Annotated in this window: 20 protein-coding genes; 7 read left to right on the top strand and 13 right to left on the bottom strand. The window is 60.0% G+C overall.

Annotation, left to right across the window (positions count from 1 at the left end; genetic code table 11):
* Positions 1-76: 76 nt before the first annotated feature.
* Entirely contained in the window at positions 77-1,438 is a 1,362-nt protein-coding gene (locus tag H8S11_RS12210) for an MATE family efflux transporter (RefSeq protein WP_186853307.1), read from the top strand.
* 51 nt (positions 1,439-1,489) lie between these two features.
* Here H8S11_RS12210 and H8S11_RS12205 read toward each other — a convergent pair whose 3' ends face one another.
* From H8S11_RS12205 to H8S11_RS12165, 9 genes are all read right to left on the bottom strand, one after another.
* Entirely contained in the window at positions 1,490-2,029 is a 540-nt protein-coding gene (locus tag H8S11_RS12205) for a hypothetical protein (protein WP_147570901.1), read from the bottom strand.
* A 65-nt stretch (positions 2,030-2,094) separates the two neighbouring features.
* Complete coding sequence (locus tag H8S11_RS12200; RefSeq protein ID WP_317246521.1) at positions 2,095-2,460, bottom strand: type II toxin-antitoxin system PemK/MazF family toxin; 366 nt, start codon at positions 2,458-2,460, stop codon at positions 2,095-2,097.
* Between the two features lie 276 nt (positions 2,461-2,736).
* Positions 2,737-3,876, bottom strand: a complete 1,140-nt coding sequence (alr, locus tag H8S11_RS12195) for an alanine racemase (RefSeq protein WP_147570903.1) — start codon at positions 3,874-3,876, stop codon at positions 2,737-2,739.
* Between the two features lie 69 nt (positions 3,877-3,945).
* On the bottom strand, positions 3,946-4,503 hold the full coding sequence (locus H8S11_RS12190) for a hypothetical protein (RefSeq protein ID WP_186853306.1): 558 nt from the start codon (positions 4,501-4,503) through the stop codon (positions 3,946-3,948).
* Between the two features lie 59 nt (positions 4,504-4,562).
* Positions 4,563-6,254 carry an NAD(P)H-hydrate dehydratase gene (locus H8S11_RS12185; RefSeq protein WP_186853305.1) on the bottom strand — a complete coding sequence of 564 codons (1,692 nt, stop codon included), beginning with the start codon at positions 6,252-6,254 and terminating at the stop codon, positions 4,563-4,565.
* A complete protein-coding gene (locus tag H8S11_RS12180; protein WP_186853304.1) occupies positions 6,251-6,757 on the bottom strand; it encodes a hypothetical protein in 507 nt (168 codons plus the stop codon). Before H8S11_RS12180 ends, H8S11_RS12185 begins: the two co-directional genes overlap by 4 nt.
* A 96-nt stretch (positions 6,758-6,853) precedes the next feature.
* Positions 6,854-7,771 carry a SufB/SufD family protein gene (locus H8S11_RS12175; protein ID WP_147570907.1) on the bottom strand — a complete coding sequence of 306 codons (918 nt, stop codon included), beginning with the start codon at positions 7,769-7,771 and terminating at the stop codon, positions 6,854-6,856.
* A 13-nt stretch (positions 7,772-7,784) separates the two neighbouring features.
* Positions 7,785-8,513: an ABC transporter ATP-binding protein gene (locus H8S11_RS12170; protein ID WP_147570908.1), complete on the bottom strand. Its 729-nt coding sequence runs from the start codon at positions 8,511-8,513 to the stop codon at positions 7,785-7,787.
* 171 nt (positions 8,514-8,684) lie between these two features.
* Positions 8,685-8,993: a hypothetical protein gene (locus tag H8S11_RS12165; RefSeq protein ID WP_186853303.1), complete on the bottom strand. Its 309-nt coding sequence runs from the start codon at positions 8,991-8,993 to the stop codon at positions 8,685-8,687.
* 318 nt (positions 8,994-9,311) lie between these two features.
* On the opposite strand from H8S11_RS12165, the gene H8S11_RS12160 reads away from it, so the two are divergent.
* From H8S11_RS12160 to H8S11_RS12135, 6 genes are all read left to right on the top strand, one after another.
* Entirely contained in the window at positions 9,312-10,331 is a 1,020-nt protein-coding gene (locus H8S11_RS12160; protein ID WP_186853302.1) for a polysaccharide deacetylase family protein, read from the top strand.
* Positions 10,332-10,358: 27 nt separating this feature from the next.
* The gene (pheS, locus tag H8S11_RS12155) at positions 10,359-11,384 is read left to right on the top strand and encodes a phenylalanine--tRNA ligase subunit alpha (RefSeq protein ID WP_186853301.1); all 1,026 of its coding nucleotides are present in this window, start codon (positions 10,359-10,361) and stop codon (positions 11,382-11,384) included.
* Positions 11,385-11,540: 156 nt separating this feature from the next.
* Complete coding sequence (pheT, locus tag H8S11_RS12150; RefSeq protein ID WP_186853300.1) at positions 11,541-14,357, top strand: phenylalanine--tRNA ligase subunit beta; 2,817 nt, start codon at positions 11,541-11,543, stop codon at positions 14,355-14,357.
* Between the two features lie 96 nt (positions 14,358-14,453).
* Entirely contained in the window at positions 14,454-15,482 is a 1,029-nt protein-coding gene (locus H8S11_RS12145) for a threonine aldolase family protein (RefSeq protein ID WP_186853299.1), read from the top strand.
* 88 nt (positions 15,483-15,570) lie between these two features.
* Positions 15,571-16,047, top strand: coding sequence for an RNA polymerase sigma factor (locus tag H8S11_RS12140; RefSeq protein ID WP_147570914.1), 477 nt, complete (start codon positions 15,571-15,573; stop codon positions 16,045-16,047).
* Entirely contained in the window at positions 16,044-16,742 is a 699-nt protein-coding gene (locus tag H8S11_RS12135) for a zf-HC2 domain-containing protein (RefSeq protein ID WP_147570915.1), read from the top strand. Before H8S11_RS12140 ends, H8S11_RS12135 begins: the two co-directional genes overlap by 4 nt.
* Positions 16,743-16,797: 55 nt before the next feature.
* On the opposite strand, the gene argF is transcribed toward H8S11_RS12135, so the two are convergent.
* The 4 genes from argF to H8S11_RS12115 form a co-directional block, all read right to left on the bottom strand.
* Positions 16,798-17,715, bottom strand: coding sequence for an ornithine carbamoyltransferase (gene argF, locus H8S11_RS12130; protein ID WP_147570916.1), 918 nt, complete (start codon positions 17,713-17,715; stop codon positions 16,798-16,800).
* A gap of 79 nt (positions 17,716-17,794) precedes the next feature.
* On the bottom strand, positions 17,795-18,973 hold the full coding sequence (locus H8S11_RS12125) for an aspartate aminotransferase family protein (protein ID WP_186853298.1): 1,179 nt from the start codon (positions 18,971-18,973) through the stop codon (positions 17,795-17,797).
* Between the two features lie 217 nt (positions 18,974-19,190).
* The gene (argB, locus tag H8S11_RS12120; RefSeq protein ID WP_186853297.1) at positions 19,191-20,048 is read right to left on the bottom strand and encodes an acetylglutamate kinase; all 858 of its coding nucleotides are present in this window, start codon (positions 20,046-20,048) and stop codon (positions 19,191-19,193) included.
* 15 nt (positions 20,049-20,063) lie between these two features.
* Positions 20,064-20,405, bottom strand: a complete 342-nt coding sequence (locus H8S11_RS12115; RefSeq protein ID WP_186853296.1) for a hypothetical protein — start codon at positions 20,403-20,405, stop codon at positions 20,064-20,066.
* Positions 20,406-20,433: the final 28 nt, after the last annotated feature.

The raw sequence follows: 20,433 nt of genomic DNA, 5'->3' as shown, positions 1-20,433 counted from the left end.
TTTTTTATTTTACAAATTTTGTATTTTGCCGTATAGTAGTATGCGAAGAACGATTGACAACAGGAGGCGCTTTCGGGTGTCACGAGAAATACATCTTACCTCTGGCCCTATTATGCCCCAGCTGGTCCGGCTCTGTCTGCCTCTATTGGCCGCCAACGTGCTCCAGCAGCTGTACAACATCATCAATTCTCTGGTGGTGACCTACTACATCGGGGACAGTGCCTTTGCCGCCCTAGGGGTAGCCGAGAGCGTAATGAACCTGTTTATCTACGTCATCACCGGGGCCTGTATGGGCGCTTCCGTCCTGATCGCTCAGTTTTACGGCGAGGAAAACTTCCCCCGTCTGCGGCAGCAGCTCTATGTGTCCGCCGTCCTCATCGGCGGATGTACCCTGGGTGCCGTCCTGTTGGGCCAGATTTTCCTGCCCCAGTTACTGGGCGTCATCCAGACTCCAGCGGAGCTGATGGGAGATGTGTCCTCCTATCTGCGCATTATTCTAATTGGCATGGTATTCACCTTCACCTATAACTATCTGGCCGCCACCCTCCGGGCTGTGGGAGACACCCAGGCCGCCCTGTACTTTCTTCTCGCCTCCCTTGGATACAACCTAGTCTGCGCCTGGCTGCTGGTGGCGGTGCTTGACATGGGCATTCAGGGGACCGCTCTGGCCACCGCTTCCGCCCAGCTGCTGTCCACCCTGCTATGCTTCCTCTACATTCGCAAACGGCGTGCCTTTCTTACGATTCATCGGGGAGATATGAGAATGGACCGCCAGTTGGTCCGGCTGACCAGCAGCTATGCCGCTGTGGCGGCCCTCCAACAGTCCAGTCTCTACCTGGGCAAGCTCATCATCCAGAGTGCAGTCAACGGCATCAGCCTGGTAAGTACCGCTCCCATCTCCGCCTTCACCGCCGCCACCCGTGTGGAGAACTTCATTCAGGCCTTCGGCATAAGTGGATGTGAGTCCATCGCAATCTTTGTGGCCCAGAACCGGGGTGCCTGCCAGGAACTCCGCACCTATCAGGGATTTAGATGGGGGATTTTTACCCTTTTGACCATGGGTCTTTTCTTCTCCCTGACAATAAATCTGGGCGCCTATCCCCTGTCTGCCCTATTCCTGGGCGGCAAGGCGGAAGGGATGGAGCTATGTATCTCTTATTTGAAGTACATCAGCTGGTTCTATTTCCTGTCCTTCACCGGTCACGCCTGGGTCGGCTGGTACCGGGGCGTGGGACGGATGAACATTACCTTCTGGGGCACCACCATTCAGATCGCCATGCGGGTAGCCGGGACCTATCTGCTGGTAGGGGCCATGGGGCTGGATGCGGTGGCTCTGGCCACCGGAGTGGGGTGGGTCGCAATCAACATCTTCCACGCCTCTGTCTTTGTCCTAGCAGTCAAGGGCATCTGGCCCAAAAAGTCTCAGTCACCTCAATAAGTGAGAAAGCCGCGGCCCGTGGGCCGCGGCTTTCTCACTTATTCAACAATTTCAGGAAACGGACCAGCCGCCTCGGACCAACAGCTTCACATCACTGGCAGCTGCCTTCAGGGTACGGTCTGGGATGGTGGACATATAGAGGTGGTTTTTCGTGAGGGAGGCGCCGCTGTTCACGGTCCCGCCGGTGGAGATATCAATGAGGGCGGGGCTGGTATTGGACTGGACCGTGGCCGATCCCACCCGGAGAAGGACCTCGCAGCCTACCTCCAGAGCCATGGTCTGACCACTGGTCATCGTGACCAGGGTATAGGAGGCGCTGCCAGAACCGGCAGAACCGCCTGCCGCCTCTATCTCCTGCTGATATTTGGCTATCTGGGCAGCCAGCTGGGTGGATAGCTCCTGCTGCCGGACCTTAGTGTTCTCCTCCACCTTGGCCACCACCTCAGGAATAACCGTTTCATCCAGATAGCTCATGGTAACCAGAGGGTCATTTTGGTCCCCGTTGGCGGCCAGCACCACTCCAGCCCCCAGGCAGAGGGCGGCCAAGATGGCGGTTCCCGCCGCCAGGGTCCATCTCCTGCTTTTTTTCATGATAAGTACTCCTATCTCTGTCGCTGTCTTATGTAGGCTCCGCCCATAGGCGGAGCCGCTTACTTTTACACCATGGTCTCTGGGTGCAGCCCGAAGCTGACCGCGATAGCGGTATCCACCTGCTTCATGACTCCCTCGTCCAGTCGGCCCATCTTTTCCCGCAGGCGACGCTTATCCAGGGTCCGCACCTGCTCCAGAAGGATAACCGACTCCTTGGGCAGCCCGCAGCTCAGAGGTGCCACCGAGATATGGGTGGGCAGTCTGGCCTTCCCTGTCTGGGAGGTGATGGCCGCGGCGATGACAGTCGGGCTATGACGGTTGCCCGTATCGTTTTGGACGATCAGAACAGGCCGCACGCCCCCCTGCTCACTGCCCACCACCGGGCTGAGATCGGCGTAAAAGATGTCGCCTCGCTTCACGCTGTTATCCACGTACATTCACACTCCGCTGGAAAGATAGTACGCGTTACAGGCGCCCACCGGGTCCTATGTAACGCTGTACTATGATTCTCCCACGGAGCGGCGGGGTTTATACTCTCCGCCAAAAAATAGCATTTTTTGCTTTGACCAAGCCCGCCGCGCCTTTGTACCCTGGAGAGGTCCTCCCCTCTCCGCCGCTCCAACTCATCCTATGTGGGTCTGAGCCGGGCGGTCACGGGGCCGGACAGGCAGCGGGCCAGCCTGTCCGGTGGATTTTGGGGGCCAAACTCAACGGATCTCCCTTCCACCATCCAAATAGATACGGGGGACCCGCCGGGAGAGCTGGCACAATAATTCATAGACGATGGTCTCAGCCTGATCCGCAGCGCGCTGGGTCAGCCCAGGGCCATAGATCCGGGCCACATCCCCCGGCGCCACGTCGGGCAGGTCCGTCACGTCCACCATGCACATATCCATACAGATGCGTCCAAGGACGGGGCACAGCCTGTCCCCGATCTGGACCTGCAGCTTGTTGGACAGGGATCTTGGCAGGCCGTCCCCATAACCGACCGGCAGGACAGCTACCCTGGAATCCCGCTCCAGCACGGCGGTACAGCCATAGCTGATGGGGCTTCCGGCAGGCATTGGCCGGACGGCGGCCACCCGGCTTTTCAGAGTCATGACCGGGATCAGGCCGGGGGCCTCTATCCCCGGCGCAGGCGGGAAGCCGTATAGGGCGATGCCGGGACGAATCATATCCATGTGGCTCTGCCCATAGTGTAACACAGCGGCGCTGGCGCCGCAATGGTAAATTGCGAAATGAAGCCCCCGGTCCTCCAGAGCCTTCTTCGCCTCCAGAAACCGCCTGAGTTGGGCTGCGGTGTAGGTCTCGTCCTCATCCGCAGCGGCGAAGTGGGTGAACATCCCCTCCACCTCCAGCCCAGGCAGGGCGCACAGGGCGGTCATCTTCTCCAGGGCGGAACCGTTCTCTCCATCCCCCCAGAGAAACCCCAGCCGTCCCATACCAGTGTCCACCTTCAGGTGGACGCGCAGCCTCTTTCCGGCGGCCAGCGCCACTCGGGACAGGGCCTGGGCGGACTCCAGATCCTCCACAGTCTGGGTGATGTTCCAGTCCAGCAGGTCCTGGGCCAGCGCCGGGTCCGTCTGGCCCAGGCAGAGGATGGGCAGGACAATACCGCCCCGCCGCAGCTCCTCCCCCTCGGCTGCACAGGCCACCGCCAGCATATCCGCTCCCAGCTCCTGGAGCTTTTGGGCCACTGGAACCGCCCCATGGCCATAGGCGTCCGCCTTGACCAGCCCCAAAAATCCGCAGCCCGCCGGGGTCAAGGCCTTTAGGGCCCGGTAATTGTGTGCCATGGCCCCCAAATCTATCTCCGCCCAGGTGCGGGCCTTCCGTCTGTCTGTCATCGGTCATACCTTCTTTTGTATCCAAATAGGGCCTGCCGCCCCATTTTCCTCTCCCAAGGGCCTGTTCCCCTAGGACATAGCAAAATCTGTAAACTCACATAAAATGGCCCGGAATCCGTCCACCGATATCTCGCCTCTGGACAGGGCATGGGTAGAGGTGTCGAACCACAGGGATACCTCGCTTCCGGTGCCCGGAGTTCCCTCCGGGTCCCCACAGTCCATACGGAGCAGGGCGCCGTCCTCCTCCAGCGCGCAGGACACGATGTAGCCTGACCGGGCCCCTTCCAGCAGGGCGGGGACGGCGGACACAGGACTCAACCCCTCCGGGTCCAGCGGGCCCGTTTCCACTGAAAGACCGTCATATTCCAGCTGTCCATCCTGCCCTGTAACGCGGGCCGTGATGCCGGCCACCGTGTCCGGAGCGGACAGGGTCAGAGTGGTCTCCTCGCCGTCCACCGCCACCGCCAGCTCATACTGGTACACCCGCTGCCCGTAGTCGGCGGTAATGGCCGCCTGCCCCGCGCAGGAGCTCATGGCCAGATACTCCCCCCGGATCTGTAAGGCCAGCTCCTCCGCCTCGTTCCCTTCCGCTCCGCCGGTACAGGCGGATAGCAGCAGGATCATCATTGGTACGCAAAACAGAAGTTTGCGCACAGTTTTCCCTCCAAAGCGTCATGAATAGGCTTTTATTTTCGCTCCTCATTCTCCTTCAGCACCTCGGGGAGCATCCCAATCAGGTCAGAGGGCAGCATAGCGTACTCCCCAAACCGTTGAGCACACTTGTCCCCGGCCTTCCCATGAAGCCACACAGCCAGAGCAGTTGTTTCCGACACCGTGGCATGGGGTCCCTGAAGGTGCTTTTGTCCCAGCAGGGCGGCGATCATCCCGGCCAGCACATCGCCGGAACCTCCCTTTGCCATGCCGGGATTCCCGGTGCCGTTGAGCCAGGTGCGGCCGTCTGGAGCGGCAGTGACAGTGCCCCGCCCCTTGAGGACCAACGTGCAGCGGTGATCCTTGGCAAAAGTCCGGGCTGCCGTCACCCTGTCCTGGATGGGGAGGGCACACCCCGTCAACCGGACAAATTCCCCGGCGTGAGGGGTCAGGACCGTGGTCGCCCGCCGTCTGTCCAAACTATCTATATGCCCGGACAGGGCATTTATGCCATCGGCGTCCAGCACCACCGGTATCTCCAGGTCACATAGCAGGGAGCGCACCAGCCGCTCCATCCGCGGATGCCGGCCCAGGCCCGGACCGATCACAGCCACATCACAGGACCGGGCCTTCTCCAATAGTTTATCATACTCCTCCGGCAGAGGAAAGGCCATGGCCTCCTGGCACTTGACAGCCACAATGGGATAGATCTCTCGGGGCACTCCCACATAGACCAGTCCGGCTCCGGTGCGCAGCGCCCCACAGGCGGCCAGCACAGGAGCTCCGGTATAGCCCTCGCTGCCCCCCAAAATAAACACCTTTCCAAAGTCCCCCTTGTGGCCGTCTGCCGGCCGGCGGGGGAGATTCCAGTGCATATAGTCCGGACGGAGCTCTATTGGCTCCGGGCCCCGCCATATCATCTGGTGAACCAGGTCCTGGGGGATGCCGATATGGGCCACCCGCACCTCTCCGGCACAGCCCGCACCAGCGCCCAAATAGAGCCCCGGCTTGGCGCAGGTGAAGGTAACTGTAGTTTCGGCCTGGACAGCCTGGCCCAGTATCTCCCCAGTGTCCCCATCCACTCCGGAGGGCAGGTCGCATGACACTACGGGGGCCCGCCGGCCGTTCATCCACTGGACCGCCGCCAAAAAATCCCCCTCCAGCGGCCGCTTCAGCCCCACCCCGAACAGGGCGTCCACATAGCAGTCGCAAGTCCCCAGCCAGGCCGCCAGCCTCCTGTCCTCCAGGTCCAGAGGCTCCAGCACGCCGCCGGCCTCGATCAGACGGGCCTCCATCGCCTTTGCGTCCGGCGTCATCTTCTCCCGGCCGCCCACCAAAAAGGCACGGACACGATAGCCCTCCTCCAGCAGGATGCGGGCGGCGGCAATGCCGTCCCCACCGTTGTTGCCAGGACCACAGAAAACAGCGATCCTCTGGGTGGGGTCGGTATTTTTGCTCTCCACGATGGCCCGGACAGCCTCCATCTCCCGCTGCTCCTCCGGCGTGGGCTCCCGGCTGTCCTCCATCATAACAAATGCTACCGAAACAGCCGACCCAATCACGCCATCCGGCCGTCTTGGCTCCTTCACAGGCCCCACCAGATCGACCACCGCCTGGGCCGCCTCCCGGGCGGCGTTCTCCATCAGCTCCAGAGAGGGAATCCCCCGCTCCTCAATGGTCCTCCGGTCCAATTCCCTCATCTGCTCTGTGGTGGCAAGCATACTCATTTTTCCCGCTCCTTCCATCCCTTTGGCAGCAGCTCCTCCACTGGGACTAATTCCACCACCTGGGCCGCCGCCGTCTTCGATGGGTATACCGTCAGCTCCAGGGCCGGCTCCCACAGCTCCCGGACCTCCTCCCCCGCCAGCAGCCGTCCGGAAAATCGCTCCATACCTTCCGACACCAGGAACACCGCCCCGTCCGGGGTGACGCAGTAAACCCCGTCTCCGATGGATTCCGCCCGGCCATACCAGCCGCCATCCCGGTCCCGGGCGACAAGTTCCATATAGGGCACTGTAAAAAACGGGGCGTTGGGAATGTCCTCGTCCTCAAAGAAAAAGAACACCCCGGCCCGCTTCGCCATCTCCTGATACTGAGGCAGCTCCTTCCGGACCTTGGCCTGCTCGGTGTGGATCACAGTCCCGGCGGGAAGGACCTTCGCCTCGCTGCTTAAGAGCCCCAGCGCGCCAAATCGATTCAGCTCCCCCATGTCAAAGTAAACGGTCCTCACAGTTCTCTCCCCTGTCACAGATTTTTTCCCATTCTACCACACTTCCCCGGACAAAAAAAGAGGGGGAGGGCCTCCGGCCCTCCCCGAATTCAATCTTTATTTCAAAAATCCGTTGACGATCTGTTCCTCGGCCTCTTTCTCCGTCAGGCCAAGGGTCATAAGCTTTGTGAGCTGCTCTCCGGCGATCTTGCCGATAGCCGCCTCGTGGATGAGCTGGGCGTCCAGACAGTTGGCGGTGACCTCCGGGATGGCGGACACCACGCCCTGATCCATGATAATGGCATCGCACTCAGAGTGGCCGTAGCAGGCGGCGTTCCCGTTGATGCGGGCCAGGAACACCTGCTTGGACTCGCCCCGGGCCACAGACCGGGAGATGACATTGGTGTGGCAGCCCTCCCCGTCCAGATCCACTGTGAAATCGGACTTGGCCAGTTGGCGGCCGTGGGTCATCACCTTCTCCTTGATAATAAGGGTGGAATTGGGCCCCAGCTTGGCCTTAGTCGTGCGGATGGTGGAGTCCACTCCCTTGATCTGGGTGGTCTCCATCTCCATGTAGCTGCCCTCCCGCATCTCCACGATGGTGGTGGGATTCATGATATTCTCTCCCAGTCCGTCCCCCTCGCCGTAGTGGCGCTCCACATAACGCACCCGGGCGTTTTTCCCCACATAGAAGGCATGAATACCAGAGTGCTCCGAGTTCTGCACCCCGCAGTTGTGGATGCCGCAGCCGGCCACGATGGTCACGTCGCAGTCGTCCCCGATGAAGAAGTCGTTATACACCGTTTCGGTCAGGCCGCTCTCACTGAGGACCACCGGGATGTGGACCGACTGGTTTTTGGTACCGGGCTTGATAATGATGTCGATGCCGTCCTTGTCCGTCTTGGAAACAATATCGATGCTGGCAGTGGTATTCCGGGCAGCCGCCTTCCCGTTGGCCCGAATGTTATAGGCCCCCTCAGGCACGCCGTGGAGCTCCGCTACCTGCTCCAGCAGGTTCTTTTGGATTGCGTCCATAAAAATCCCTCCTTTACCGCACCTTGTCCGTCAGGGCGCTGCAAACCTCAGGCGCCGCTCCCAGCAGCGAGGGCAGGATATCCTTCCTGGGCCCGTCCCGCTGGACCTGGCCGTCCGCCAGGACGATAATGCGGTCAGCGATGTTCAAAATCCTCTCCTGATGGGAGATGATGAGGATGGAACCGTTGATCTTCTCATGCAGGTGCTCAAACACCTGGATGAGGTTGCTGAAGGACCACAGGTCAATGCCCGCCTCCGGCTCGTCAAAGACAGACAGCTTGGTGGAACGGGCCATAATCATGGCGATCTCAATGCGCTTCAGCTCTCCACCGGACAGGGAGGCGTCCACTTCCCGGTCGATATAGTCCTTGGCGCACAGGCCCACCTCTGAAAGATAGTTGCAGGCCTCCGGCACGCCGATGCTCTTTCCGCTGGCCAGGGTGATCAGATCCTTCACCGTCAGCCCCTTGAAGCGAACCGGCTGCTGGAAGGCAAAGCTGATGCCCTTCCGGGCCCGCTCGGTGATGGACAGGCCGGTGATATCCTCTCCGTCCAGCAGGATGCGCCCCTGGGTGGGCGTCAGGATGCCGGCGATGACCTTGGCCAGAGTGGATTTCCCCCCTCCGTTGGGTCCGGTGATGGCCACGAACCGCTCGCTGATGGTCAAATCGATATCGCGCAGGATGCCCTTGTTGTCGCCGTCCTGTTCCACGTCATAGCTGATATGCTGTAATTCCAGCATGGGAACCCCTCCTATGGTTTCCGGCTCTGGAGCCGGTCTGTCTAAACAGTATCATGCCCCCTGGACTGGGCCGCCAAACAGGGCCTGTCCTTTGAGGCGTCTTTATTCTATCACGGGAGGGAGAATTTGTCTATCCTTAATTTCCTACTTTTTTAATAGGAATTTTATTTTTCAGATTTTATGCTTTATTATCCTGGCCCTCAAGGGATCAGCCCCCTCTTTACAGGGAAGTATATACAGAATGAAACTTCTTTTAAAAAGGAAGTCCCGCCATGAGAGATACCGCTCTCCCTCCTCCTGTGTCGCTACGGCGCGGAGCGCCTGGACTGGAAGGGGCTTATTCTCTGCTTGATTGGGCTCAATCTTGTCCCGCTCCTCCTTGCGGCCCGCCCCGCCCGGCCCTCCTCTTTGGTTCTCCCGAGGGGCCCTGCATCCGGCCCTTTTCAGGCCTCCTCTTTCTCTGCGGGTCAGCTTTTTCATATTTTTCGTCGGGATGACTTGCATTCCCGGCGCTTTTGTGATATAAGTACCTTTAGTGTAAATTGCGGAGAACAGGAAAATAGGGGAACTGTGTTCGTCAGAGAGGGTAGGTCACCGGCTGAGAGCCTGCCTGGAAACGGCCCCTTGGTTCGCCTGGGAGCGGCCCCTGAGAGGGGGACGGTCTGCCCACCGTTATCGGGGCTTTGAGCGCGTACAAGTGTGTACGAATGCGGGTGGTACCGCGGAAGGCTGGCCTTTCGTCCCTGAATTTTGGGGATGGAAGGTCTTTTTGTTTTTTGAAACATGAGGTGATGTGCCATGAAGCGTCGATTTATCCCGATCCTGGCTGCTTTGACCTGTGTGCTTCTGCTAGCCGGCTGCCAAAAGGCTGGCCCCAGTCCCCTGCCCGGTTCTGATGTCAGCTCCTCTGTCCCTATTCCAGAGACGGAGGATACTGACCAGTCCACGCCCTCCGACACCGGCGATACTCTGCCGGACCTTTCTGTCAATCAGTTCCCCAGTTCCTCTCCCGATGAGCCTGAAGGCCCTGCTGTCCCTGTGGAGCCTTCGATGCCAGACGAACCTCCTGTTCAAGAGGAACCCGCTGAAACGCCGCCGCCTGTGGTGGAGGAGCCGGCGCCGCCCGTGGATAACCACACTCTGTATATCCTGATGTATCACCACTTTGTGCCTGATACCGACGAGGAGCTTAACGACTGGACGCTTACGGAGAGCCGCTTTCGGGAGGACCTGCAGTGGCTGGCGGACAACGGCTATACCACGGTCCTACCCCGGGAGCTGGCAGCGGGAGAGCCCCTGCCGGAGAAGGCGGTCATGCTCACCTTTGACGACGGTTATGCCAGCAACTACCAAATTGCCTATCCCCTGCTTCAAGAATTTCAGGCCAAGGCCGCCATCGCTATGATCGTCCGCCGGACCGTGGACACCAAGCCCGACTTTCTCACCTGGGAGATGTGCCGAGAGATGGCCCAGTCCGGGCTGGTGGAGTTCGGCTCCCACACCTACGACTCCCACAAGGAGGCAGATCCCCGGGGCATCCTGCATATCAAGGAGGAAACACCAGAGGAATACGCCCAGCGCATTTTCCCGGATCTGCAGGCCAGCATCGACCTCATTGAGGAGAACGTAGGCGTAGAGGTAGACTACTTCGCCTATCCCCACGGGCAGACCGATTCCTGGTCCGACGCCTATCTCACCGAACATTTCTCCGTATCCGTCACCACCCGGCACGGCGCTGCCGATATCCGTAAGGGGCTGTACCAGATGCCCCGGCATAATATCACCATGCGGGCTCCGGTCAGCCAATATCTTCCCTGATCGTCCCCGAACAAAGGAGTTTTATCCATGAAAGAACAGTTAGCGAACATCCGGTCTCAGGCCCTTGCGGCCATCGAGGGGGCCGCCGATCCCGCCGCCCTGGATGCCCTCCGGGTTCAGTACCTGGGCAAGAAGGGAGAGCTCACCAATGTGCTGAAGAGTATGGGCTCCCTCTCCGCCGAGGAGAGACCCGCCATGGGCCAGCTGGCCAACGAGGTCCGGGCCGCTCTGGAAGGGGCCATTGAGGCAGCCGCCAGGAAGCTGGAAAAGCAGGCCCTGGAGCAGAAGCTCCGGGACGAGGCGCTTGATGTGACTATCCCCGGCAAGGCGGTCAAGCTGGGCCACAAGCATCCCATGTATATCGCCCTGGACGAGATCAAGGACATCTTTGTGGGCATGGGCTTTACCGTGCTGGATGGGCCGGAGGTGGAGCTGGCCGAATACAACTTTGACCGCCTGAACGCCGACGAGGGCCATCCCAGTCGGGACTGGTCGGATACCTTCTACTTTGACGAGGACAGCCGGGTGATGCTCCGCAGTCAGACCAGTCCCATGCAGGTACGGGCTATGGACACCATGCCCCTTCCTATCCGCATCATCGCCCCCGGTCGTGTGTACCGTAAAGATGAGGTGGACGCCACCCACTCCCCCATGTTTCACCAGGTAGAGGGCATGGTCATCGACAAGGGCGTCACCATGGCCGACCTAAAGGGCACCCTAAATACGGTGGTGGAGCAGCTGTACGGCAAGGGCACCAAGACCCGCTTCCGCCCTCACCACTTCCCCTTTACCGAGCCCTCCTGTGAAATGGACGTGCAGTGCCACAAGTGTGGCGGCGTAGGCTGTCCCACCTGCAAGGGAGAAGGCTGGATTGAGCTGCTGGGCGCCGGCATGGTCCACCCCCGGGTGCTGGAGATGGCGGGCATTGACCCCAATGTGTATTCAGGCTGGGCCTTCGGCATGGGTCTGGAGCGCACCGCCATGCGCCGCTTCAAGATTGCCGACCTGCGGCTCATCTTCGAGAACGACGTGAGATTCTTAGAGCAATTTTAACTGTTCCAAGAATCAATTAGGAATTAGAAATTAGGAGTCAGGAATTGGGGCGTCCCTTTCGGCGGCCTGATTCCCGGCCGTCCGGCGGCAGCCGGACCCCAAAATTCCTAATTCCTAACTCCTCATTCCTAATTCAAACAAAGGGAGTTTTATAATATGAATCTATCTCGCAAATGGCTCAACGAGTTCGTCACCGTTGAGGCCAATGACAAAGACTTTGCCGAGGCCATGACCTTGTCTGGCTCCAAGGTGGAGCTGACCCACGACCTGGGCTCTGAAATTTCCAACGTGGTGGTGGGCCAGATCCGGTCCATGGAGCGCCACCCCGATTCCGACCATATGTGGGTATGCCAGATCGATGTGGGGCAGGCCGAGCCCGTCCAGATCGTCACCGGCGCCTGGAACATCCATCCCGGCGACCTGGTCCCTGTGGCCCTGCACAAGTCCACTCTGCCCGGCGGCAAGAAGATCGAGAAGGGCAAGCTGCGCGGCGTGGTGTCCAACGGCATGATGTGCGGTCTGTCTGAGCTGGGACTGGACGAGCGGGACTTCCCCTACGCTGTCATAACCGCCGCCGCTCTCCTAAACGACTACCACCCTCTGGATAAGGACAAGCCCTCCATCCCCGCCGATATCAAGGCCGGGGACAAGGTATTCGGCCCCGTGGTGTGCGCTAAGGTGTTGGAGGCCTCCGCCCAGCCCAACGGCTCCTTCCACACCTGTCTGGACCTGGGAGGCTCCACCGCCTGCCCCGACACAGCATGCGCCAACCTCCATGAAGGAGATTTAGTGGCCTATAACACTAAGATGGACTCCATCTGCACTCTGGCCGACCTCCACGCCCAGCAGGCAGAGTTCCCCCACTGCATCCCAGACGGTATCTTTATCCTCCGCGAGGACTGCAAGCCCGGAGATGACCTGAAGCCGGTCGTTGGCCTGGATGACCATGTGGTGGAGTTTGAGATCACCCCCAACCGCCCCGACTGCCTGTCGGTCATCGGCTTGGCGAGAGAAGTGTCCGCCACCTTTGACCAGCCCCTGCGCCTCCATCAGCCCTTGGTCAAGGGCGGGGCCGAGGGTTCCCTGGTGGAGCTGCTGGACGTGGAAACTCCGGCGGCCGACCTGTGCCCTCGGTACACCGCCCGGATGGTGCGAAACGTAAAGATCGCCCCCTCCCCCAAGTGGATGCGGGAGCGGCTGCGGGCTATGGGCGTGCGCCCCATCAACAACATCGTGGATATCACCAACTATGTCATGCTGGAGTACGGCCAGCCTATGCACGCCTTCGACTACCGCTACGTAAAGGGGGGCAAGATCATTGTTCGCCGGGCGGAGGAGGGCGAGGAGCTGACCACCCTGGACGGCAACGTACGCAAGCTGACCGCCAACCATCTGGTCATCGCCGATGAGCATCGGGCAGTTGGCCTGGCGGGCATCATGGGCGGTGAGAACTCCGAGATCGTGGCTGACACGGTGGACGTGGTCTTCGAGTCGGCCAACTTTGACGGCACCTGCATCCGTAAGGGGGCCCTGGCTCTAGGGATGCGCACCGAGGCCAGCGCCAAGTTTGAAAAGGGACTGGACCCCCTGAACACCCTCCCCGCCGTAAACCGGGCCTGTGAGCTGGTGGAACTGCTGGGCGCCGGCGAGGTGGTGGACGGCGTCATCGACATCCTCAACTTCGTGCCCCAGCCCCGGATCCTGACGTTGGAGCCGGACAAGATCAACGCCCTGCTGGGTACCGAGATCAGTGCCGCCGAGATGACCGCCATTCTGAAAAAGCTGGACTTCCAGGTGGAGGGGGACCAGGTTACGGTCCCGTCCTGGCGCGGCGACGTGGTGGGTATGGCCGACCTGGCCGAGGAGGTAGCCCGCTTCCACGGCTACAACAAGATCCCCTCCACCCTTGTTCGGGGGGAGACCACCCGGGGCGGCTACTCGCCGGAGCAAAAGCTGGAGCAGACCCTGGGCTCCGTATGCCGGGCCTGTGGGTATGACGAGATCATCACTTACTCCTTTATCTCCCCCACCTACTATGACAAGATACTCTGGCCCGCCGACTATCACGCCCGCAAGAGCTTCAAGATCCTCAACCCCCTGGGAGAGGACACCTCCATTATGCGTACCACTACCCTGCCCTCTATGCTGGAGATCCTGACCCGGAACTACAATTTCCGCAACAAGTCTGCCAAGCTGTATGAAGTGGGCCGGATCTATCTGCCCAAATCTGGCTCCACCCCTGTTTCTCCTGACTCTCCCGCTCTCGCCGCCTCCAAGGAGAAGCTGGAAAATATGGGAGTGAATGGGCTTACGGAAGCCCTTACCGGCGCGTTGAACCAGATGAATCAGGACGACGGCCTAGCCAATGAGGCCAAGGTGCTGTCCATGGGCGCCTATGGCGAGGATATGGATTTCTTCACCCTGAAGGGGGCCGTCGAGGCTATTCTGAAGGAGATCCGGGCAGTAGACATCCACTTCGAGGGGCCCACCGGCGCTCCCTCCGACGCCTCCTGGCACCCCGGCCGGGTGGCCACCGTGTGGTCCGGCAGTGACTGTATCGGTATCTTCGGTCAGATTCACCCTCTGGTGGCCCAGAATTACGGGGTGGACACCGAGCTCTACTGTGCGGAACTGTCCTTCGACGAGCTGATGCTGGCCAAGGGCCCCGATCCGGAGTATGTCCCTCTGCCCAAGTTCCCCGCCGTCACCCGCGATATCGCCGTCGTCTGTGATGAGGCCGTTACCGTAGGGGCCCTGGAGCAGGCAATCAGGAGAGGAGCCAAGGGTCTGCTGAAGGAGGTCTCCCTCTTTGATATCTACCGTGGGAAGGGCGTGGCCGAGGGCAAGAAGTCTGTGGCCTTCAATCTGGTCCTCCGGGCGGATGACCGCTCTCTCACCAGCGAGGAGGCCGACGAGGATGTGAAGGCTATTTTAGCGACTCTCGAGCAAGACTGCGGAGCAATCCTGCGCTGAAGTTTTCCATCTGCCGCTCCCCCGCGGGGTTTCCGCGGGGGAGCTTATATTCTGGCGGGACTATCATCCCGCCTCCCCTTTTTAGGAGGTAATCCCATGGTACGCTTTGAATGTGACTACGCCGCCGGGGCTCACCCCAAGGTGCTCCAGGCCTTGGTGGACACCAATCTGGAGGAGCATCCCGGCTATGGCACGGACCCCCACTGCGACCGCGCCCGGGCCCTGCTCCGGGACCTGTGCCAGGCTCCCGATGCCCATATCCACTTCCTGGTGGGGGGTACTCAGGCCAATACCACCGTGATCTCCGCCGCCCTTCGGCCCCATCAGGGCGTCATCTGTGCCCAGACTGGCCACATCAACGTCCATGAGTCCGGAGCGGTAGAGGCCACAGGTCACAAGGTGCTCACTATCCCCAGCCAGGACGGCAAGCTGACCGCCCACCAGATCGCCCAGTTCTGTCAGGGCCACTATGACGACCCCACCGCCGAACACACGGTCCAGCCGGGCCTCATCTATCTGTCCCACCCCACCGAGCTGGGTACCGTCTATTCTGTTGCTGAACTGGAGGACATCCGCAGGGTGGCTGACCAGTACCATCTGACCCTGTTTGTGGACGGGGCCAGGCTGGTCTATGGCTTGGCCGCTTCCGATGTAACCCTGCCCGATCTGGCCCGGCTGTGTGACGTATTCTATCTGGGGGGCACTAAGGCGGGCACGCTCTTTGGTGAGGCGGTGGTCATCACCCAGGATTCCCTGAAACAGGACTTCCGCTACCTCATCAAGCGGCACGGCGGGCTGCTGGCCAAAGGCAGGCTGCTGGGCGTCCAGTTCGAGGCGCTGCTGGAGGACGGACTTTACCTGGATATCGGCAGAAGGGCGGTGGTCCAAGCCATGCGGCTGCGCCAGGGCTTTTTGGACAAGGGCTGGCCCCTGCTGGCGAACTCTCCCACCAATCTGCAGTTTCCTGTCCTCCCCGACCACGCCGCAGCGGCCCTGTCCCAGCGATACTCCTTTAGTTTACAGTCCAAGCCGGACCCGACCCATACCGCTGTCCGGTTTTGCGTCTCCTGGTCCACCCGGGACGAGGATATCGACGCTCTTCTATCCACGATCCGCGCCTTATAGGCAGAAAGAGCCATGGAAAAATTTTTCCATGGCTCTTTTGTAACAATTTGCCCCAATCTGCATCCTATAAGCAGAAAGGAGGGAGAAGATGGAATCTTTTGAAGCGGTCTACGAGGAGCTGTTCCCACAGGTGTACCGGTATCTGTTGGTCCTGTGCGGCGACCGGGATCTGGCAGAGGAGTTGACCCAGGAGACTTTTTTTCAGGCCATCCAGCACATCGACAGCTTCCGGGGAGATTGCAAGCTCTATGTCTGGCTGTGCCAAATCGGCAAACGGAAATATCTAGCCGGATTGCGGCGGCAGAAGCGGAGCGGGGAGATGCCCGATCTGGAGCGCCAGCCCAGCCCCGACCAGTTGGAGGAACGGCTGCTGGACCGGGAATCCGCCATGGAACTTCACCGCCGGCTCCATGCCCTGCCTGAGCCCTATCGGGAGGTCTTTTCTCTCCGGGTATTTGGAGAGCTGTCCTTTGGAGAGATCGCTCAACTCTTTTCCAGGACAGAGAGCTGGGCCCGAGTAACATACCACCGGGCCAGATCAAAATTAAAGGAGGAAGATCAATGAACTGCAAAATCATTCAGGATCTGCTGCCCCTGTACCGTGATGAGGTATGCAGCCAGGAGAGCCGCCAGGCGGTAGACGAGCATATTCAAAGTTGTCCCCACTGTGCCGAGGTGCTACGCGAGATGGGAAGGGAGGAAAATCTGGACAGGGAGACAGCGGATGTGGACCGGGAAAAGGCCCAAGTCATAGCGGGCGTCAAACGCCGCTTCTCCCGCCGGAAACGCCTGTCTGTGCTGGCCACAGCGGCTGCCATGCTGGCCATGTTCCTGGTGTTCACCGCCGCCGCCGATGTAGAGCGGCCCGTGCCGTACCAGGAGGGCATGGTGGACGTCTCTCTGGCTTCAGACGGCGTCATCGACATCTACTACTATGGGGGAAATTACGCCTCGTTCCGGGTACTGGACCGGGAGATCGATGGACGGACGGCGGTCTATCTGTGCTATACCCAAAATATCAAATCCAACCTTACTCCCCTGTTCAGCCACGCAGGCAGGCCTGAATCCTCCGGCCACTTGTCCATTGGGAATGGGCTGCTGCTGGACACCGTAAAGGGGGCCGCTGTCCAGATCCCCTCCCAGGATCAAATTCAGGAGGTGTATTATCTGGCGGGAGACTATGCCGCTTTAGAGGATATGGGCGAGGCGGAATTTTCCGCTGCCACCGATGGAGCGGTCCTCCTCTGGCAGCGTAGTTAAGCTCCAGGCGACAGCAAAGGCCGGCGCACAGTCTGTGCGCCGGCCTTCTCTACTGTTACTGGTCCTTCATCAACAGGTACATAACTGCCTTCTGGGCGTGGAGGCGGTTCTCCGCCTCGTCGAATATCTCGTTTGCGTGGGCCTCAAAGACCTCGGCTGTGATCTCCTCTCCCCGGTGGGCGGGCAGACAGTGCTGCACCATGCAGCCGGGGTTGGCCAGCGCCATCAGCCCGTCGTTGATTTGATAGCCCGCAAATGCCTTTTCCCGAACGGTCTTCTCCCCCTCCTGGCCCATGGAGGCCCACACGTCGGTGATCAACACATCGGCCCCTGCCGCCGCCTCCTGGGGGGTGCGGAACAGAGAGAAGTGGAAACCGGGGTCGCTCCTGGCAAAGTCCAGCACCTGGGAATCGGGATCGTAGCCCTCGGGGCAGGCGATTGACACCTCCATCCCCGTCTTTAGCCCGCCTACGATCAGGGAGTTGGCCATATTGTTGCCGTCCCCAATGTAGCACAGCTTCAGTCCTTCCAGCACCGCCTTATGCTCTCGAATAGTCAGCAGGTCGGCCAGCACCTGGCAGGGATGGCAGAAGTCGGTCAGGCCATTGATGACCGGGATCTTGGTGTTCCGGGCCAGCTCCTCCACCTCGTCCTGGCCAAAGGTGCGGATCATAATTCCGTCACAGTAGCGGTCCAGCACTCTGGCCGTATCCTCAATAGGCTCCCCTCGGCCGATCTGACTCTCCTTGCCAGACAGGAACAGGGCGTGGCCGCCCAGTTGGAACATCCCTGTTTCAAAGGACACCCGCGTGCGGGTGGAGTTTTTCTCAAAAATCATGGCCAAGGTCTTGCCCTTGAGATAATCCCTGTGGATGTTGTGCTTCTGCTCGTACTTCAACTGGTCCGCCGTATTCAGGATCAGGGTGATGTCTTCCTGGGACAAATCCAGCAGCTTTAACAAATCTTTTTTCATATCAAATCACCAATCTTTGTAGGAGGGAGGCGTGAAGATAGAGTATCTCTCCACCCCTCACTTTTCTCTCTCCACTCTATCATAACAGCGCCGCTTTCATAATGGACAGCCCCTTGTCCATCTCCTCCTGGGTGATGGTCAGGGGGGGCAGCAGCCTCAAGCCGGGTCCCGCGGTGAGAATGAGCAGGCCGCTCTCGATAAGCTTGGCGGCCAGCTGGCTGTTGGTTTGCTCCCCCACCACATCGATGCCGACCATCATCCCCAGCCCCCGAGTCTTGCCCAGGCAGGGTAGCTCCATGGCTTCGATGGCCTGGCGGAGATACGCCCCTTTCTCCTTCACTTGGGCCAAAAAGGCGTCGTCCATCCGGTCCAGTACATGGCAGGCGGCGGCGGCGGCCACAGGGTTGCCCCCGAAGGTGGTGCCGTGAGTGCCGGGAGAGAACACCTCTCTGCACTTCTCATTGGCCATGATGCCGCCGAAGGGCAGTCCGCCAGCGATGCCCTTGGCGAAGGACACCACATCAGGCTGGATGTGATACTGCTGGAAGGCAAACAGAGAGCCGGTACGGCCCATGCCGCTCTGAACCTCATCGACAAGGAGCAGCCAATCCCGCTTGGCGCACAGCTCCGCCACTTTTTGGACGAACTCCAGGTCCAGGGGCAGTACCCCTCCCTCTCCTTGGACCAGTTCCATCATGACGGCGCACACGTCATGGCCGGCCACCGCTTCCACGCTATCCAGGTCGTTGGCATCGGCATAGCGGAACCCCTCGGTGAAGGGGAAAAAGTAGTTGTGGAACTTATCCTGCCCCGTGGCCGCCAGAGTCGTGATCGTGCGTCCGTGGAAGGAGTTATGGAGGGTAATGACCGTTCCGCGGCCCTTGCCATACCGATCAAAGGAGTATTTCCGGGCCAGCTTGATCATGGCCTCGTTGGCTTCCGCCCCGGAGTTGCCAAACATCACATTGGACATTCCGGTGCGGACACACAGCTTCTGGGCCACCTTGGCATAAGGCTCGGTGTAAAACAGGTTGGAGATATGTCCCAGCTTGGCCGCCTGGGTGGAAACGGCCTCCACCCAGCCCGGATCGCCGTATCCCAGCGAGCACACACCGATGCCGGCGGAAAAGTCAATATACTCCTTTCCGTCCACAGCCCAGACAGTAGCCCCTTTTCCGTGGTCAATGGCCACCTGGAAGCGGCCATAGGAGTGCATCACATACTGCTCGTCCAGAGCCTTGATCTCTTCAAAGGTCATGGTGTTCCCCCTTCAATCATATCTCCGCGAAACATCTTTTCCGCAAGGAGTTCCGACACTCATCGGCGCGGAATCATAATTTTCTCTCGTTATCCTCCAGGATGGCACCGGAAATGTGACATCTCCCACGAAATTCCTCCCGACGGTCTCGAAAGAAATCGAGGGTAAATTCATGCGATCCCTCTCCGCCAGATGCCGACGCCATTTAGGGGCGCCTTTAGTTGGTCAGCATGGTGCCGATGCCCGCGTCGGTGAGCAGCTCCATCAGCAGGGAGTGGGCCACCCGGCCATCCAAAATAACCGCCGACTTGACGCCGGAACGGACAGACTCCACGCAGCATTCCACCTTGGGGATCATCCCTCCAGAAATGACTCCCTCCCGCACCAGGGCAGGGACAGAGGAGAGTTGCAGCTCGGGGATCAGGGTGGCCTCATTCTTGGGATCCCGGAGCAGGCCGCGCACATCGGTAAGCAGGATCAGCTTCTCCGCCTCAAGGGCCACAGCCAGCTTGGCGGCGGCAGTGTCGGCGTTAATATTGTAGGACACCTCCGCATCTACCCCCTGGGCCACTGTGGCTACCACAGGGATATAGCCGTTATTCAGGGCGTCAATGACCGGGGCGGCGTCCACCTTGGTGATATCCCCCACCTGGCCGTATTTGTCATCCAGCTTTTTCGCTTGGAGAAGGGCACCGTCCAGGCCGCACAGCCCCAAAGCCCGGCCTCCCAAGCGGTTCAGAGTGGCTACCAGGTCCTTATTCACCCGGCCGCACAGGACCTGCTGGACAATATCCATCGTCTCCTCGTCTGTATAGCGCAGTCCGTCCACGAATTTTGACTCCTTGCCCAGCTTTTTCAGCATCTCGCTGATCTCCGGGCCGCCGCCGTGAACCACCACTACCCGGATCCCCACCAGGGACAGCAGAATGATGTCGGAGATGACGGCGTGGCGCAGCTCATCAGAAACCATGGCGTTGCCGCCGTATTTCACCACGATGGTCTTACCAGTGAATTTTTGAATATAAGGCAGGGCCTCAGCCAGCACCTGGGCCCGGTCGATCTCATTAAAGGACATGGGACAGATCCCTCCTCATTTTTTATCAAGCAGCTTCCCCATCCGAGGGATGGCCGCCGCCAAAAGCAACAGCCCGCAGAAAGCGGCCGTTCTGATCCCCTCGTCCCGGAAGCTGGAGCCGTACCAGTAGTAGGACATTCCCACTTTGTCGTTGGGGTACAGGATCACCCCCAAGGCGCGGAGCACGCCGTACAGCAGCCCGGCGCTCAACCCCAGAACGAGAAGGCCAGCGCACCATCTCCCCACCCGGCTTTTTATTCCCCGGCGTGACAGCACCCCTAGTACTACTGCCGGAAGAAGATAGATGGGAAGCTTCAGGAGCAGCTCCGCCCCCAAGTCCTTCACCAATGCAGCCATCTCAGCGCAGCGCCTCCCATTTTCCAGG

Source organism: Flintibacter hominis (genome assembly GCF_014287965.1).
In the GTDB taxonomy this organism is placed as follows: domain Bacteria; phylum Bacillota; class Clostridia; order Oscillospirales; family Oscillospiraceae; genus Lawsonibacter; species Lawsonibacter aceti.
This window is presented reverse-complemented; position numbering and strand designations above follow the sequence as displayed.

Excerpts from the sequence above, each read along its gene's own strand:
- argB (WP_186853297.1), bottom strand. The coding sequence starts at position 20,048 with ATGTCCTTTAATGAGATCGACCGGGCCCAGGTGCTGGCTGAGGCCCTG.
- H8S11_RS12140 (WP_147570914.1), top strand. The coding sequence starts at position 15,571 with ATGGAATCTTTTGAAGCGGTCTACGAGGAGCTGTTCCCACAGGTGTAC.
- H8S11_RS12165 (WP_186853303.1), bottom strand. The coding sequence starts at position 8,993 with ATGAAAAAGCTGACCCGCAGAGAAAGAGGAGGCCTGAAAAGGGCCGGA.
- H8S11_RS12145 (WP_186853299.1), top strand. The coding sequence starts at position 14,454 with ATGGTACGCTTTGAATGTGACTACGCCGCCGGGGCTCACCCCAAGGTG.
- H8S11_RS12170 (WP_147570908.1), bottom strand. The coding sequence starts at position 8,513 with ATGCTGGAATTACAGCATATCAGCTATGACGTGGAACAGGACGGCGAC.
- H8S11_RS12160 (WP_186853302.1), top strand. The coding sequence starts at position 9,312 with ATGAAGCGTCGATTTATCCCGATCCTGGCTGCTTTGACCTGTGTGCTT.
- H8S11_RS12185 (WP_186853305.1), bottom strand. The coding sequence starts at position 6,254 with ATGAGTATGCTTGCCACCACAGAGCAGATGAGGGAATTGGACCGGAGG.
- argF (WP_147570916.1), bottom strand. The coding sequence starts at position 17,715 with ATGAAAAAAGATTTGTTAAAGCTGCTGGATTTGTCCCAGGAAGACATC.
- H8S11_RS12175 (WP_147570907.1), bottom strand. The coding sequence starts at position 7,771 with ATGGACGCAATCCAAAAGAACCTGCTGGAGCAGGTAGCGGAGCTCCAC.
- alr (WP_147570903.1), bottom strand. The coding sequence starts at position 3,876 with ATGACAGACAGACGGAAGGCCCGCACCTGGGCGGAGATAGATTTGGGG.
- H8S11_RS12135 (WP_147570915.1), top strand. The coding sequence starts at position 16,044 with ATGAACTGCAAAATCATTCAGGATCTGCTGCCCCTGTACCGTGATGAG.
- H8S11_RS12205 (WP_147570901.1), bottom strand. The coding sequence starts at position 2,029 with ATGAAAAAAAGCAGGAGATGGACCCTGGCGGCGGGAACCGCCATCTTG.
- pheS (WP_186853301.1), top strand. The coding sequence starts at position 10,359 with ATGAAAGAACAGTTAGCGAACATCCGGTCTCAGGCCCTTGCGGCCATC.
- H8S11_RS12190 (WP_186853306.1), bottom strand. The coding sequence starts at position 4,503 with ATGATGATCCTGCTGCTATCCGCCTGTACCGGCGGAGCGGAAGGGAAC.
- H8S11_RS12125 (WP_186853298.1), bottom strand. The coding sequence starts at position 18,973 with ATGACCTTTGAAGAGATCAAGGCTCTGGACGAGCAGTATGTGATGCAC.
- H8S11_RS12115 (WP_186853296.1), bottom strand. The coding sequence starts at position 20,405 with ATGGCTGCATTGGTGAAGGACTTGGGGGCGGAGCTGCTCCTGAAGCTT.
- pheT (WP_186853300.1), top strand. The coding sequence starts at position 11,541 with ATGAATCTATCTCGCAAATGGCTCAACGAGTTCGTCACCGTTGAGGCC.